This window comes from Candidatus Thiodiazotropha sp. AKIB8 (assembly GCF_058244675.1).
On sequence record NZ_JBSYOO010000038.1, the window covers coordinates 1 to 14,649 of the forward strand.

General features: G+C 49.6%; 12 protein-coding genes. 5 read left to right on the top strand and 7 right to left on the bottom strand.

The window, feature by feature from the left end; translation table 11 throughout:
* From AC4IFB_RS11715 to AC4IFB_RS11730, 4 genes are all read right to left on the bottom strand, one after another.
* On the bottom strand, positions 1–222 hold a 222-nt coding region (locus tag AC4IFB_RS11715), incomplete at its 3' end, for a hypothetical protein (RefSeq protein WP_490780258.1).
* Positions 223–450: 228 nt separating this feature from the next.
* The gene (locus AC4IFB_RS11720; protein ID WP_490780259.1) at positions 451–1,020 is read right to left on the bottom strand and encodes a hypothetical protein; all 570 of its coding nucleotides are present in this window, start codon (positions 1,018–1,020) and stop codon (positions 451–453) included.
* Entirely contained in the window at positions 1,017–2,444 is a 1,428-nt protein-coding gene (locus AC4IFB_RS11725) for a restriction endonuclease subunit S (protein ID WP_490780260.1), read from the bottom strand. The genes AC4IFB_RS11720 and AC4IFB_RS11725 overlap by 4 nt, the downstream gene beginning before the upstream one ends.
* Complete coding sequence (locus AC4IFB_RS11730; protein ID WP_490780261.1) at positions 2,441–5,551, bottom strand: type I restriction endonuclease subunit R; 3,111 nt, start codon at positions 5,549–5,551, stop codon at positions 2,441–2,443. The genes AC4IFB_RS11725 and AC4IFB_RS11730 overlap by 4 nt, the downstream gene beginning before the upstream one ends.
* Before the next feature lie 526 nt (positions 5,552–6,077).
* Here AC4IFB_RS11730 and gspD point away from each other — a divergent pair.
* Positions 6,078–8,249 (top strand): type II secretion system secretin GspD, encoded by a 2,172-nt coding sequence (gspD, locus tag AC4IFB_RS11735; RefSeq protein WP_490780262.1) that lies wholly within the window; start codon positions 6,078–6,080, stop codon positions 8,247–8,249.
* A gap of 209 nt (positions 8,250–8,458) precedes the next feature.
* On the opposite strand, the gene AC4IFB_RS11740 is transcribed toward gspD, so the two are convergent.
* Both AC4IFB_RS11740 and ubiK read right to left on the bottom strand, forming a co-directional pair.
* On the bottom strand, positions 8,459–9,979 hold the full coding sequence (locus AC4IFB_RS11740; RefSeq protein ID WP_490777615.1) for a YifB family Mg chelatase-like AAA ATPase: 1,521 nt from the start codon (positions 9,977–9,979) through the stop codon (positions 8,459–8,461).
* Between the two features lie 123 nt (positions 9,980–10,102).
* Positions 10,103–10,348 carry a ubiquinone biosynthesis accessory factor UbiK gene (gene ubiK, locus AC4IFB_RS11745; RefSeq protein ID WP_490777614.1) on the bottom strand — a complete coding sequence of 82 codons (246 nt, stop codon included), beginning with the start codon at positions 10,346–10,348 and terminating at the stop codon, positions 10,103–10,105.
* A 379-nt stretch (positions 10,349–10,727) separates the two neighbouring features.
* Here ubiK and AC4IFB_RS11750 point away from each other — a divergent pair, with 379 nt between their 5' ends.
* The 4 genes from AC4IFB_RS11750 to AC4IFB_RS11765 all read left to right on the top strand — a co-directional run bounded on the left by AC4IFB_RS11750 (position 10,728) and on the right by AC4IFB_RS11765 (position 13,801).
* The gene (locus tag AC4IFB_RS11750) at positions 10,728–11,405 is read left to right on the top strand and encodes a TorF family putative porin (RefSeq protein WP_490777613.1); all 678 of its coding nucleotides are present in this window, start codon (positions 10,728–10,730) and stop codon (positions 11,403–11,405) included.
* Between the two features lie 64 nt (positions 11,406–11,469).
* Positions 11,470–11,808 (top strand): P-II family nitrogen regulator, encoded by a 339-nt coding sequence (locus AC4IFB_RS11755; RefSeq protein WP_490777612.1) that lies wholly within the window; start codon positions 11,470–11,472, stop codon positions 11,806–11,808.
* A gap of 30 nt (positions 11,809–11,838) precedes the next feature.
* Entirely contained in the window at positions 11,839–13,101 is a 1,263-nt protein-coding gene (locus tag AC4IFB_RS11760; protein WP_490780263.1) for an ammonium transporter, read from the top strand.
* A gap of 199 nt (positions 13,102–13,300) precedes the next feature.
* Positions 13,301–13,801 carry a DUF4124 domain-containing protein gene (locus AC4IFB_RS11765; protein WP_490780264.1) on the top strand — a complete coding sequence of 167 codons (501 nt, stop codon included), beginning with the start codon at positions 13,301–13,303 and terminating at the stop codon, positions 13,799–13,801.
* Positions 13,802–14,123: 322 nt separating this feature from the next.
* On the opposite strand, the gene AC4IFB_RS11770 is transcribed toward AC4IFB_RS11765, so the two are convergent.
* On the bottom strand, positions 14,124–14,468 hold the full coding sequence (locus tag AC4IFB_RS11770) for a TusE/DsrC/DsvC family sulfur relay protein (protein WP_490777609.1): 345 nt from the start codon (positions 14,466–14,468) through the stop codon (positions 14,124–14,126).
* Positions 14,469–14,649 lie beyond the last annotated feature (181 nt).

Here is a 14,649-nt window from a genome sequence, read left to right on the forward strand (position 1 = left end):
GTAAATTCTGGTTCTGAGACGAGTCGACTCCGTTCGCGAAGGCTCAGAACCAGAATTTACTGGCCGCGAGCCCTCTTGTGATGTAGTGCTACCTTCTGAAGATGGCGAAACGCCATCCAAATCTTGATCCACAACTTCCGACAGACCAACATTAGCATCGTAGACCTCTCTTAACAAGGTCAGCCTTGCCTTATCTCGCTGTCTACGCAATTTAACGTCCATTCGCGAATTTGCGAAAGAAGTCAGCGAAAATAACTGATATCTCTTATTTAGCAGTAAAACGTAACGTCGCTCAATCCAATTATCAAAAATATGCCTAAGCATGTTCTCATCTGGCCATTGCCTCACATCGGGATATACCAGGCGTAGAAAGCCTACAACTTCGGTCGGTGTCGCGGGCTGAATTGCACCTAGTCCCCAAAGTAAAAAGCTGATCATTGAATTTAATACTCATGATCCGCTCGGCCTTCCTCTGGAGCTAGTAAACCAGACATTTCGTCGAGTTCTGAGTCTTTCTAATATTGGCGTAGTATCAAAATCAGAAAGATCCCCATGAAGAAGTTTTCCATAATTATCAATTGCCTTCGCTGGACCTTCATTCAAATAAGAGATATCGTCTTTGAACTCCTGATTCAAAATTAGAATAAAGTCAGTTCCTCGTGAATTATCCCTGACATGCTGGTGAGAGAATAAGCCAAGCTCACAAAATGACCCGACGCTAGAGGCAATTAACAGAACAGAATTGCTATGGCCTTTTATAAACTGGAGTTCATTTTCATGAGCCATACCTGAATATTTATGCCTAAGCTCTTCTAACCCGTCGTCTTCTCCAAGTACTACCTCAAACCCATCAGCCTCTAGCTCATTTTTCAGACGTAACCTCAAAGCTGATGCATCATCTTCATTTGCTTTTGATAGAGTCGGCCCACAAAGAAAAACGACATACTTCCTTTCTTCAAACGCCCCTTCTAAATCCTTTGCGAAATTCTGTATAGACTCTTTGAGAGGTTTCTTTCTCACATAATCCTCCCTGAAAAAGCCGCTGCCAATAATGATTGTCTATTGTTCTCTGCTTTAGAAAGCTGAATATCTAGGTCAATGTTCAGCCTATCGATTCCATCGAACTTCTCTGACACAAGTCGCGTTATTTCAGTTTGCTCCTCAAATGGAGGTAATGTTATTTCAGTATTTTTGACATCCTGCTGATTAATACTAGCTTGGTTTACCGCCCATTTTGCGCTCCGTATTAGCTTAGAACGACCGAATTTTGATTGAATGTAATAATCAACGTAATCAGAACTAACATTTGATGATAACTCCGATTTCATCATGTTTGACTCAAACAAACATGGCGTATAATCTTCTTTAACGACCATACATTTACCCAAATGCGTTGGGCTATTAACGCGATTAATAACCAAATTCCCTGTTTGAAGGCTATAGGTCTCAACCTCTGATTTGTTCGCGTTTACCTTTTGCAAATTGTCATAGGGTCGAACATACCCGTCTTGAAAGTCATCAATACGAACTATTGGTACGCCACTTCCGTATTTTGTCTTTGGCTGATACAGCCCATTTTGTGGCCCCCCTACAATTAGCGAATCTAGGCAAACCCACTCCCAATTACCAGGTAGGTCTTCTAGTTCTGCCACATTCTCTAGCTGTACTGGTTCTTTATATTTCTCCTTCCACTTATCATCCTTAGGCGTTTTTCCTTTTGCTTTGAATTTTTCAAGTTGTTGTTCTTCCCACTTTTGGCGGCGTTCTTTGAGGATACGTTCGAGTAGTTGGGAGGCAGGTTCGAGTTCGGTCGCTCCCGGCATCCTGCCTCCCGCGACATTAGCACTTCCTTGTGCGTCATCTTTGAGTCTTGCTTCACGCCATTCTTTGGTGAGCTCACCGGTGACGGCGGCTTTGAGGACGGATTGGCGGTATTGTTTGAGGAGTTGTTTGGCTTTTTTTAGGGCTTCGATGCCGGCGTCGATATGGGAGAAGAGTTCTTCGATTTTGGCGACGATGCGTTTTTGTTGTTCGGGTGGCGCCAATTTAAATGACACCTTATAGGCATCGTTACGATTCAAGCCTGGTATTGCTGTTGATTTATCTAACCTTGCTAGATTCAATTGCCCCAATTGATAGTACAGATATTTAATATCAATACCTTCTGGCGGAATTACATAATAGACTGTATCAATCGGCCAGCACGGCTGATGACTTATAAATATGTTACCAACATTACCTTTTCGACCTACTATCAAGCATGGTTCATCTATATAGGCTTTATTATGGCGCCCAACATCCCCACTGGACCCATAAACTGCCACTTCACCTGTTTCATCGCGTGTCTTTTTCGTTAAAGCCTTTCCATACTCTAGCTTTATTACGTCACCTAACGGGACAGCAGCCCATCCGTTTGGTAATCCACTATTTTCTACAGCACTCATGCAATGAGGTATCCATTTAATTCTTGAATTAAGTTATCCAAATCTTCCCCAAACAACTCCCTCGCCTTTAACAGCCCACCCTCCTGGTTAAAGGGGATATAGTTAAAGTCGTCTACTGTCATTTCGGCATTTTGGGCGATTTGGTCTTTTATTTTGTTTAGCAAGGCTAGTTGGTCTGGGGAGAATCTGTTTGTTTGGAGGTTGTCACCCTCTCCCCGGCCCTCTCCCGTCGAGGGAGAGGGGGTGGTTGTTTGGCCCTTTCCCACTAAGGGTGAGGGGATTTGATTTTGTTGTTTTAGCCAGTTGTCGAAACGCTCGTTGACCAGTTCGGTAAAGGGTTCGAGTACGTCGGTGATACCGGTGGCCAATCTGATGAGGCTGATCAGTATGGGTAATTTGCTCGCGGGCGGCGCGCCTCTTACTTTGGCTTTTTTCAGTTGTTCGTAGGCCTTCCAGACTTCAAACGGGGCGATATGGTACGGCGGTTGCTCGATCTCTTCGACCAGTTGGTTGATCATGTCGTAGCTGAGATGGCGTTTTTGGTAGGGTTGTTTGTAGATTAGCTCGATGGCGTCGATTTCGTTTTTGTGGTCCTGGATGAATTGTTGCCAGTTGTTGATGAGGCCTTCGGCTTTTTCCTCATCGAAACCGGTGCCTTCGATGATTTTATCAGGGCTGTCGTCGATGAGTTGGTCGGTGTCTTTGCGCAGGGTTTCGATGAGTTCTCGCAGGTCCGGGTTGTGGAAGGGTTTGATGAGTTTATCCGCTTTGGGTTTGAAGGTCTTTTGGATCTCTTGTTCGGTGACCTCTTCTTTGCCTACTTTGGCTTGAGCGGCTTTTATCAACTGTTCTTCGTTGGTTGAATGTATTAGGTTTGATGCTAGCGCAGTTAACGTGGTTGGTGGGATTATATCCCCCTCTCCCCAGCCCTCTCCCGCGAGGGGAGAGGGGGTTTGCTGCGTTTCTTTGAGTAGGTCGTTGATGCGTTTACGTTGGGGCTCGTTGAGTTTGAGGTCGAGCCGGATTAGGCGGTTGCCCAGGGCGCGCAGGGTGTCGGCGTGGCGGTCGCCTCGGGCGATCTGTTCCATGAGCTTTAGGGTGGAGACGCTGGGTTTGGTTTCGAGTGACTTGGTTTCGGTTTTGTCGGTTTCGGTGACACCGACGCAATCGACCAGAACAAAGCGACTTTTGCCGGGGGCATCGGGGGTGACTTTGTGCAGTTCGTCGCGGCTGATGATGCGGGTGCCGCGGCCTTTCATCTGTTCGTAGTAGGACTGGCTTTTGACATCGCGCATGAACATGACGCATTCCAGGGGCCGAATGTCGGTGCCGGTGGCGATCATGTCGACGGTTACGGCGATGCGGTATTGGGGATCGGTGCGGAAGGCTTTGATCGATTCTTCTGCGGTTTTTTTGCCGACTTTGTAGGTGATTTTTTTACAGAAGGCGTTGCTTTCGTTGAAGACTTCGCGGACGGCATCGACGATGCGGTCGCAGTGGTCGTCGTCTTTGGCGAAGATTAGGGTTTTGGGGACCCATTCCATGCGTTTTTCACCCTCTCCCCGGCCCTCCCCCGTCAAGGGGGAGGGGGTGTTTGGTTCATGCTTGTCCCGAGTATTTCCTTTCGAGGGTGTTAGGTCGTTTGTTTCACCCTCTCCCCAGCCCTCTCCCGTCAAGGGAGAGGGGGTGTTCGTGTTGCCCTCAGCTGAGGCTGACGAAATATGCCATTGACGTTCTGGGAAGCATTCGGGGAGGCAGCGGCTTTTGTAGGCTTGGATGACGGTACGGATCTGGTTGGGGGCGAGGACACTGCGGTCGAGTTGTTTGGCGAGCCACTCCTCTTCCTCGTCGAGCACTTCGAGGCGTTTTTGTTTGGTGAGGCGGTCGCGGATTTCGACCGCGGTGCCGGCGTCGATTTTGTTGCCCTGTTCGGTGAGCTCACTTTTGATGCGGTAGATGTCGTAGCCCACATTGACCTTGTCGACCACGGCGTCTTCGTGGGTGTATTCGGAGACGAGGTTTTGGTTGAAAAAGCCGATGGTCTTTTTGGTGGGCGTGGCTGTGAGGCCGATCAGAAAAGCATCGAAGTATTCCAGCACCTGGCGCCAGAGGTTGTAGATGGAGCGGTGGCATTCGTCGATGATGATGACATCGAAGGCTTCGATGGGGATATCGGGGTTGTAGCTGACGGGCCTTGGCTCTTTGCTGATTGTTGACCCTTCTACCTCAAAGCCTGAGTGTTCGTCTGCCTCGTCATCCAGCTCCTGGCCGGTGAGTTGGGAATACATGCGCTGGATCGTGGAGATGGTGACCTTGGTGGCGTCGGGAATACCGGCGCGGCCGAGGATGTTGACGTTGTAGTGTTGGGTGAATTTGCGGCCATCGTGGGGGATGACGAATTGTTCAAATTCATCCTTGGCATTGGTGGCGAGGTTGCCCCGGTCGACCAGGAACAGGGCGCGATTGATCTTGGCGAACTTGGACAGGCGATAGACTTGGGTGACGGCGGTGTAGGTCTTGCCGGAGCCGGTGGCCATTTGCAGCAGGGCGCGGGGTTTGGCTTGTTTGAGGCTCTGTTCGATACCATGGATGGCGTCGATTTGGCAGGTGCGCAGGTTTTCGGTGTTTAGCTCGGGTAGCTGTGCCATTCTGGCGCGGAGGGTGTTTTCCTCTTGCAACCAATCGAGCAGGGTTTCCGGGTGGTGAAAATGGAACACGAAGCGTGAGCGTGGGGATGGATCGCGCTCATCGCGGAAGCGGATTTCGTGATTGGTTGCTTCGTAGAGTAGGGGGAGCGGTTGACCCTCGGGCACCCAGCGTTGGATAAATTGAGTGTTTGAGCTGGCGTAACGGGCCGATTGTTCGGCTACCCCACCCAGGTCGGTCCCTTCCCGCTTGGCCTCGATGATGCCGCAGGCCTTGCCATCGACGAAGAGCATGTAGTCGGCGGGGCCGGTACTGGTGTCCATCTCCCTGACAGCCACACCGAGGGATTCATGCAGGTTAATTCGGTTTTTATCCTGGATGACCCATCCGGCGGCGATCAGTTTCTGGTCAATGATCTTGCGGGCTTCTGCTTCGTGGAGTGTCTGCTCGGGGGGTGTCATGGCTGGCACCGCCTGCATTGGCGCTGCTGTTGCTGCTCTTTAAGGGTCTTGAAAGAACGATGTGCTTTTTTATGGCTCAATGGCGTCTTCCATGAAGTCTGGGGCAGAAGTGGGTTTGAACCCGTTCATGTTTAGCTTATTTAACTATTAATATCAATGTAATGGTGAATTGAGGTGATTTGGGTGGGCGGTATAGGAAAGAGGTTCTTTTTTGAGGGGGAGTGTTTTTATTCGTTCCCACGCTCTATGTGGGTAAGAGGAAATGTTGCGGTAGGGTTGGCGTTATCTGGGATAGGTATGGCGGTTGTTTGGTGGGGCCATGCCCCACCTTTTCGAATCTTTGCATAACAGAACAACCTCTCGATTGTGTCTATTCCTATGCTTCATCTGAATGGAACTCTAGCAGTTATAGCAACTCTCAAGTGACCATCACGCTCATTCAAGCTAGAATGCTCGATTGTTCGAGCCGGCCTCTCCATGACGGTTAGAATTTTTCTTAAGCTCCTAATGCAGAAAAAACCATCAGATGTTGATTAAGTACACGCTCCCTACCCTGCTGCTGCTGTTTATTACCGGCTGTTCCAATTTAAACAGTAAATCTGATGACGAAGCTTCGGTCGCTGTTAAAAATAGTTTTCCACCGGGTCACCTGTTGCCGGGAGGCGCCCAGGGTGAACAAGATGCTGGTCTGAAAACCTTTGATCAGGAGAAGCCGAAAGAGAAACAGGCCAGTAAAGATAGAACTGAGATTTTCTATGGCACTGGGCAGTTTGTGAAAAGCGATAAATCGATCGATAAGGCTGCGGCTTCAGCACCTGCAGGCGATATTACCCTTAATTTCGAAAAGGCCGATCTGCGTGAGGTGATTCAGACAATACTCGGGGAGCTACTCGATGAGAGCTATATCCTCGATCCGGCGGTAAAGGGCAATGTGACCATCCAGACAGGAAAATCGTTGAGTCGTGCGGATCTGCTGCCGACCCTGGAGACCCTGCTGAGGATGAATAACGCCGCCATGGTTAATGTGGATGGGGTCTACCGTGTTCTGCCCCTGGGCAAGGCTGTACAGGGGCAAAAGGTGCCCAGGCTTGCTGATAGCAGCGCGCCAATACCGGCCGGGTACGCCCTGCAGATTGTACCGCTGGAGTATATTGGCGCCCGCGAAATGGCAGAGATACTCCAACCGTTAGCGCCGAAAGAGAGCATCATAAGGGTCGATGCAGTGCGCAACCTATTGGTTATGGGCGGTACCGGCGCCGAGATGGCGGGGCTTCTGGAGACAGTCAATCTTTTTGATGTGGACTGGATAAAGGGGCTGTCGGTCGGTTTCTTCCCCCTGAAGTATGCCAAGGTCTCCACTGTCACCAAAGAGCTACAGGCGATAGTCGGCAGTATCGATAGCAACCCCCTGCAGGGCATGTTTCGCATCGTACCGATTGATGAAGCCGATGGTATCCTGGTGGTGACACCACAAAAGCGCTATCTGGATCGGGTGGCTGAGTGGATTCCAAGACTCGATCGGGTCGATACTCAGGACGCCGGAACCGGGCAGCGTCTCTATGTCTACCGGGTACAAAATGGCGATGCAGAAGATCTGGCGGATATGCTTCAGCAGCTCTTCTCATCCGCAGCTTCAACACGCACAAAAAACAAATCTGCCAAGGTCGCACCAGGAAAAACAAAAAAGACGCTGAGCAGTTCAACAGATAGTGAATCAAAGACTGTATCGTCTACATCCGTGACCCGTATGACCCTGACCGGTACAGTGGGCGACTCATCTGATAAAGAGATCAGGGTAGTGGCCGATGCCAAACACAACTCTCTGGTGATCACGGCAACCCCCTCACAATATGCAAGCATGTTGGAAGCACTGGAGAAGTTGGATCAGCGCCAGCTTCAGGTAATGGTTGAGGCGACCATAATCGAAGTGGCGTTAACAGATTCACTAAGATATGGCCTTCAATGGGCATTTAATGGTGGTGTAGATGGTGATAATTTTACTGGTATCGGGGGGCTTACTCTTGGTACCGAGACTGCTAATTTTGGAACAACATTAGCGTACACCCTTCCCGGTTTTAACTTCTCACTGTTACGTAATGCGAGCGATGTTCGCGCGATATTTTCTGCCCTGTCTGAAGACACTTTGGTTCGAGTACTTTCCTCACCCTCACTGATGGTACTTGATAATGAGACAGCCTCTATTCAGGTCGGTGACCAGGTTCCGGTAGTGACTACACAGCAACAGTCTACTACTGACAGTACTGCCAGTTTAATTAACAACGTGAGTTATCGAGATACGGGTGTGATGTTAGAGGTCACCCCAAGAGTCAATCCTGGTGGGTTGGTTACATTGGAAGTCTCGCAAGAGGTCAGTGATGCCTCCACAACCACATCGTCGACGGTTGACTCACCAACCATCTCAACCCGGAAGATCGAAAGCACCGTGGCGGTACAGAATGGAGAGGCTCTGATTCTGGGTGGTTTGATCAGGGATCAGGGCAGCAGTGGTAGCTCCGGTCTCCCCTTTCTAAGCAATTTACCCTTGATAGGTTGGTTGTTCGGTCAGGAGTCAGACAGCAGCAGGCGAACAGAGTTGGTCGTGGTGCTGGTGCCGACTGTTGTCTCTGATTCCAGTGACAACAGAAAAGTGGTTGAGTCTTTCAGAAGAAAACTTGAAGGATTGAAGGGTACCTTTTAACGACCAAGCTCAGCCGTGGCGGCACGTCAGCGCAGACGTCGGCTGGAGCAACTGGTTATATGGATTTGTACACATATTCCCTTCCTACTATTTTCGGGCTATGTTCTTCAAGCAGCCACTCACTCATTTAGCAAAATTACGTTACTCATTTTGTAGCCATATTACAGTGTTGTCTGGAGTACGTTTCATCTTTTGTGAAGCATTCTGATCTAATATAGATTGCTTTGCGCGCGATCCAGACGGCGATAGCCGATAGCTTCACTGATATGTTTGGCGCCAATCTGTGATTGATCCTCAAGATCTGCAATGGTGCGGGCAACTTTGATAATGCGGTGATAGGCCCGCATCGAGAGCCCAAGCTGGTCGATGGCTCTTTGTAACAGGGCTTGGTTGGACTCGGCGATTTGTATGTGAGTCTCGATTTCACTACCGGCCAGGGCCTGGTTGGTCTTACCTTGGCGCTGTTGTTGTCGATCTCTTGCAGCCATAACCCGATCACGTATTGCATCACTCCCCTCCTCTCTATTGGTCTCAGCACGACGCCCAATTTCGATCGGCTGTCGTGGAACTTCAACATGCATATCGATACGGTCAAGCAGCGGGCCGGAGATACGGCTTCTATACCGGGTGATCTGTTCAATAGTACAGTGGCATCGCTGGCTGCCATCTCCAAGATGGCCACAGGGACAGGGGTTCATCGCAGTGATCAATTGAAAACGGGCAGGGTAGTCAACTTGGCGGTTGGCCCTTGAGATGGTGATCGAGCCATTCTCCATCGGCTCCCGCAGCACCTCCAGTACATGGCGGTCGTATTCAGGCAGTTCATCTAAGAAGAGCACACCCTGATGGGCGAGAGAGATCTCTCCCGGCTTTGGGTTGCTACCACCACCGACCAGCGCAACGGCTGAGGCAGTGTGGTGGGGGGCGCGAAAGGGGCGTTGGCGCCAGTAGGCTGAATCAAAAGGTTGTTGCTGGGCGACTGAGCGAATGGCTGCGCTCTCCAGGGCCTCTTGCTCGACCATTGGCGGCAGAATGCTAGGCAGACGAGCGGCGAGCATCGATTTACCTGTGCCTGGAGGGCCTATATAGAGGAGTGAATGTGAGCCAGCGGCACTGATCTCCAAAGCGCGGCGCGCCTGTTGCTGCCCAATCACATCTTTCATGTCCGGGTGTGTCACCGGCGATTCGGTTTTGGGTTGCTGATATATGGGAAGTGGCTGCACCCCATTCAGATGTGCACAGACCTCCAGCAGGTGTCTGGCTGGAAAGCAGCTGAGATCGTTGACCAGTGTCGCCTCAGGGGCATTCTGTTCAGATACGATCAATGATCGGTTTGCATCTCTGGCTGCCAGGGCGGCGGGGAGAATGCCATGAACCCGACGCAGTTCTCCCGACAGCGCCAGCTCTCCTGCGAACTCATAGTCATCTAGTGACTGTTTGGGAATCTGCCCAGAGGCCGCGAGAATGCCAAGGGCGATGGGTAGGTCGAATCTTCCACCCTCTTTCGGCAGGTCGGCTGGTGCAAGGTTGATCGTGATGCGGCGGGCGGGGAACTCAAACTGACTGTTGATCAGGGCACCTCTGACACGATCCTTGCTTTCACGCACCGCCATCTCTGGTAATCCGACGATAGAGAGTGCAGGGAGTCCGTTGGCGAGGTGAACTTCGACTGTGACCAGGGGAGAGCGGATGCCCTCCTGGGCACGGGAGTAGAGTATGGCGAGTGACATCGGTTCCTTCCGTGGTTTCGCAGGTCGATTATTCCGCTATCGACGATGTTTTGATCTGTTGTTGCTGCGCGATAGTGCGTCAGCCGGGCTTATCAGCTTGCAATGAGTGTGGAGCCAGCCAGCCTAGTCCTGTTGCTCTTCCAACGCTTTTACCTGTTGTTCCAGTTGTTTAAGTTTCTCCCGTGTGCGGGATAACACAGCGGCCTGAACCTCAAACTCTTCCCTGGTTACCAAATCTAACTTGGCCAATCCCGATTCCAGACCGGCGCGAAGATTTTTCTTAACATCGCCTTGCAGGGTCTGAATGCCGGCAGGTAGGGCGCTGGAAAGCCGTTGGGCCAGATCATCAATTAGTTTCGAATCAATCATGAAGCAGACAATAGCCAGTGTTGACGCTGTTGTCCAGACGGGCGCACCTGTAGATTAATTGTCTCATTATTACAACAAATATTGGTTGTGTAGTTATCGAGACATGAAGCCGTGACCGGACTCACAGTTTCCGGATTACGCACCGGTTTGGTGCACTGATGCAGTGCATGCCCATTTTTGTGACTACAAATAAGGCACAGAGATTTTATTGATCTCTACTTAACTTCTGAAATATTACAGAAATGTCATGTTTTACAGTCGGTTGCAATGATTGGCACGAAGTCTGATTAGTTAAACGCACATTCGGCTTATCTCACGAAAGAGCTGAACCAAAATTTCAACATTTTAATGATCGATATAAGTAGAGGTATTGAAAACCATGAAAATGAATAAACTTGCTCTGGCCTGTGGTGTTGCATTGCTGGGGTTGTCATCAGTTGCTGCAGCCGAGATCAGTACCAACGTTGGTGTAACCAGCAACTACATCTGGCGTGGTCTTACCCAATCAGGTAACAGCACTGCCTTCTCTGGTGGCGTTGATTATGCTCATGATTCCGGTCTCTATGCAGGTACCTGGATCTCTGAGGCTTGGGATGACTATGAGTTGGATTTCTACGGTGGTTATGGCGGTGAAGTCGCTGGCGTCAGCTACGATGCAGGCCTGATCTACTACTCCTACTCAAGTGATTCAGACTCAGATTTCGCTGAAATCAATGCCAATGTTGGCTGGAATTTCCTCTCTGCAGGTTTTGCCTATGTGATCACTGCTGAAGACGCAGTTGAAGCGGTTGAAGAGGATCTCTACTTCTACCTGGGCGGTAGCTTCGACCTTCCTGAAGATTTCTCAATTGGTCTGACCGTTGGCTTTGTTGAGCCAGATGGTGATGGCGATGATGACGCAGATGACTACATGCATTATCAGATTGACGTATCCAAGGCTACTGGTGATTTCGGTGATGTGACTTTCAGTCTCTCTGATACCGATCTGGACGATACCGATGCAGCGGGTGAAGACTCAGATATGCGTTTCTTCGTCTCCTGGTCAAAAGAGTTCTAAATTTTTTGTCCAGCTAAATCATTTGTCCGCCTTCGGGCGGACTAGGTAACTGAGGAGTAACAGCATGAAAATGATTTCCGCAATCATTAAGCCATTCAAGCTTGATGATGTTAGAGAAGCGCTGTCAGACGTTGGTGTGGCCGGTATTACCGTCACCGAGGTCAAGGGTTTCGGACGACAAAAGGGTCATACCGAGCTCTACCGTGGCGCTGAATATGTAGTCGACTTTCTTCCAAAGATTAAAGTTGAAATTGCAGTTGATGACGAGGTGGTTGATCAAGTGGTTGAGGCGATATCCAATGCCTCTAAGACCGGCAAGATCGGCGATGGCAAGATCTTTGTCACCACCCTCGAACAGGTGGTCCGTGTGCGTACTGGCGAAACCGGTTCTGAAGCACTGTAACCGATTAGTAACTGAATATTGGAGAGTATCGTGGAAGCGATTACACAACTAAGCTACGCATTGGACACCTTCTACTTTTTGGTGTCTGGTGCACTCGTAATGTGGATGGCAGCAGGTTTTGCCATGCTCGAAGCCGGTCTGGTTCGAGCGAAAAATACTACTGAAATCCTCACAAAGAACGTCGCCCTGTTTGCCATCGCTTGTATTATGTACATGCTGATGGGTTACAACATCATGTACCCGGCTGACGGCAATGGAATCTTTCCTGCGCTGGATCTGAGCTTCATGTTTGGTGGTGACAATAGTGTCGAAGATGTATTGGCCAGCAATGGCGATACCTACTACTCCGGCATGTCTGACTTCTTCTTCCAGGTGGTGTTTGTTGCCACAGCCATGTCTATCGTCTCTGGTGCGGTAGCTGAGCGTATGAAGCTCTGGGCATTCCTGGTGTTTGCTGTGGCGATGACCGGTGTCATCTATCCTCTGCAGGGCTACTGGAAATGGGGCGGTGGCTTCCTGGATGCAGCTGGTTTCCAAGACTTTGCTGGTTCCGGTGTAGTGCATCTGTGTGGTGCGTCAGCTGCTTTGGCTGGTGTTATCCTGCTTGGTGCTCGTAAAGGAAAATACTCAGCAGATGGTCGTGTTAATGCGATACCTGGCGCCAATATGCCGCTTGCAACCCTGGGTACTTTCATACTCTGGTTAGGATGGTTCGGCTTCAATGGTGGTTCAGAACTGAAAGTTTCTGATATCGGTGAGGCAAATGCCGTAGCAGCTGTCTTCGTCAACACCAATGCAGCTGCAGCCGGTGGTGTAGTAGCGGCTCTGTTGACTGCCCGCGCACTGTTCGGCAAGGCTGATCTGACCATGGCATTGAATGGTGCTTTGGCTGGTCTGGTAGCGATTACCGCTGAGCCATTGGCGCCAACACCGCTATGGGCAACCATTGTCGGCTCCATTGGCGGCATCCTGGTTGTTTTCGCAATCATCACTATGGATAAGATCAAAGTTGACGATCCTGTGGGCGCTATCTCTGTCCATGGTGTAGTTGGTATGTGGGGTCTGATTGCAGTGCCCTTCTCCAACACCGATGCCAACTTTGGTGCACAGCTCCTGGGTCTCGGCGTCATCTTCGCCTGGACTTTCATTGCCAGCTTTATCGTATGGCTGGTCCTCAAAGTTGTCATGGGTATCCGTGTCAGTGAAGAGGAGGAGTACGAAGGCGTCGACCTTGGAGAATGTGGTATGGAAGCCTATCCGGAGTTCACCGGTAGCCGGGGTTCCGGACTCTGATCTCATATTGATGGGATGACTACACTGCAAAAGGGTGCTTCGGCACCCTTTTCAGTCTCTGCATGTTTCATATCCACTTCTAATCTGCTCCGCCCGCTCGCTCGTGTGAATCACCACACCAGTACATGCTCCTTGTTTTTTGATAGGCTATCGCCTTCATATCGCATTTATTTTCAATTCAAAAATTTTGGTGACAGCTATGGTAAGCCGCACTATCGGGTATTTCGAAAATATAAGGGTATTACTAACCTTCAGAGTAGTAGCGCTCTCTCTCTTCATCGCAATTGTCTACCCTCTAATGCTGCATGCCGGAGTCTATAAGTGGACGGATGAGCAGGGACGGGTTCATTTCAGTGACCGCCCTGTGTCTGAATCATCGACTGAAGTAAAGATCAGACCAGCACCGAGCAATAGTTCAAGCAATGAAATACCGGAACAACGACAGCAGAAAATGAAACGTATGCTGGACAGCTACCAAGAGGATCGAAGCAATAAAAAAGAGGCCCGGCAAAAGGCGAAAAAAGAGAAAGAAAAACGTAAGGCAAAATGTATCTACGCTAAAGACAGATACAACTCTCATAATCGTGCTAGAGGAATATATAATTTCAAGAAGGATGGCGAACGTAGCTATATGAGTGATGCAGAGCGACAAAGCCATATGAAGCAGTTGAAAGCGGATGTGGATCGTTGGTGTAAGTGATGTCGCTTGTTTGTCGTTGAAGCAACATCAAAAAAGGGGCCGTCTGGCCACTGCCGTCCCATTACTTTAACTATTACGTTTGTAACAGATTCATTGCTGTTGGTTTCTATTGCTGATTGAGAATTGAGACATGAAAAGCAGCGTAAAGCAGAGGGTTACGGCTAGAAAAAACGTACAAGTAATCAGTATCTTAAATAGGTGGGGATAGAAACCCCCCTCTCCCCTCGCGGGAGAGGGGCTGTTCTGAGAAGATTGAAAGTTAATGGGGTAGCAGTGGCCGTCTGGCCCCATTATTTGTTCACTTAGTTAACCTTATTCCCAATCAGTGCACACTACCGAAGGATAGATCCAGAGAGTAGGGAGGAAGTGGTATGCCGGCAATTTTACATGCTTGCACGACCGGCCCTCTTGGGAAGAGACTGTAGAGATATTTTTTACCACCCTTCTGCTTGACTTCGCCTGTCATGGCTTTTAGCACCAGCCTTGCACTGCATGTGGCGCCATTCTGTTCACAGTGATGACGTAGAAAATGTATCACTTCCCAATGGGCATCGGTCAGCTCGATATTCTCTTCTGCGGCAAACTTTATTGCTTGATCCTCTGTCCAATCTTCGAAGCCCTCAGGGGTGTTGCTGTTCTCAACAGCCATAGGATTCATATCTGGCATCGGTTTATCTCCAGTGGTGATGGTTGTGATTTCTAGAGGTCATTTATATTCGGTTTTAGTGCCTCCACGCCTTAAAGATAGAACAGATTTCTATAAAGACCAAGAAAAATAGTAGGGTATTTCGCAGTATTAATTTCCTGCGTGACCAGCTAGCGACAAGAAGGGATGTTTTCCGCTACCA

What these genes read in the sequence shown, in the direction of transcription:
- AC4IFB_RS11765 (WP_490780264.1), top strand. Translation starts at nt 13,301, where the DNA reads ATGGTAAGCCGCACTATCGGGTATTTCGAAAATATAAGGGTATTACTA.
- gspD (WP_490780262.1), top strand. Translation starts at nt 6,078, where the DNA reads ATGTTGATTAAGTACACGCTCCCTACCCTGCTGCTGCTGTTTATTACC.
- AC4IFB_RS11750 (WP_490777613.1), top strand. Translation starts at nt 10,728, where the DNA reads ATGAAAATGAATAAACTTGCTCTGGCCTGTGGTGTTGCATTGCTGGGG.
- AC4IFB_RS11755 (WP_490777612.1), top strand. Translation starts at nt 11,470, where the DNA reads ATGAAAATGATTTCCGCAATCATTAAGCCATTCAAGCTTGATGATGTT.
- ubiK (WP_490777614.1), bottom strand. Translation starts at nt 10,348, where the DNA reads ATGATTGATTCGAAACTAATTGATGATCTGGCCCAACGGCTTTCCAGC.
- AC4IFB_RS11730 (WP_490780261.1), bottom strand. Translation starts at nt 5,551, where the DNA reads ATGACACCCCCCGAGCAGACACTCCACGAAGCAGAAGCCCGCAAGATC.
- AC4IFB_RS11770 (WP_490777609.1), bottom strand. Translation starts at nt 14,468, where the DNA reads ATGCCAGATATGAATCCTATGGCTGTTGAGAACAGCAACACCCCTGAG.
- AC4IFB_RS11725 (WP_490780260.1), bottom strand. Translation starts at nt 2,444, where the DNA reads ATGAGTGCTGTAGAAAATAGTGGATTACCAAACGGATGGGCTGCTGTC.
- AC4IFB_RS11740 (WP_490777615.1), bottom strand. Translation starts at nt 9,979, where the DNA reads ATGTCACTCGCCATACTCTACTCCCGTGCCCAGGAGGGCATCCGCTCT.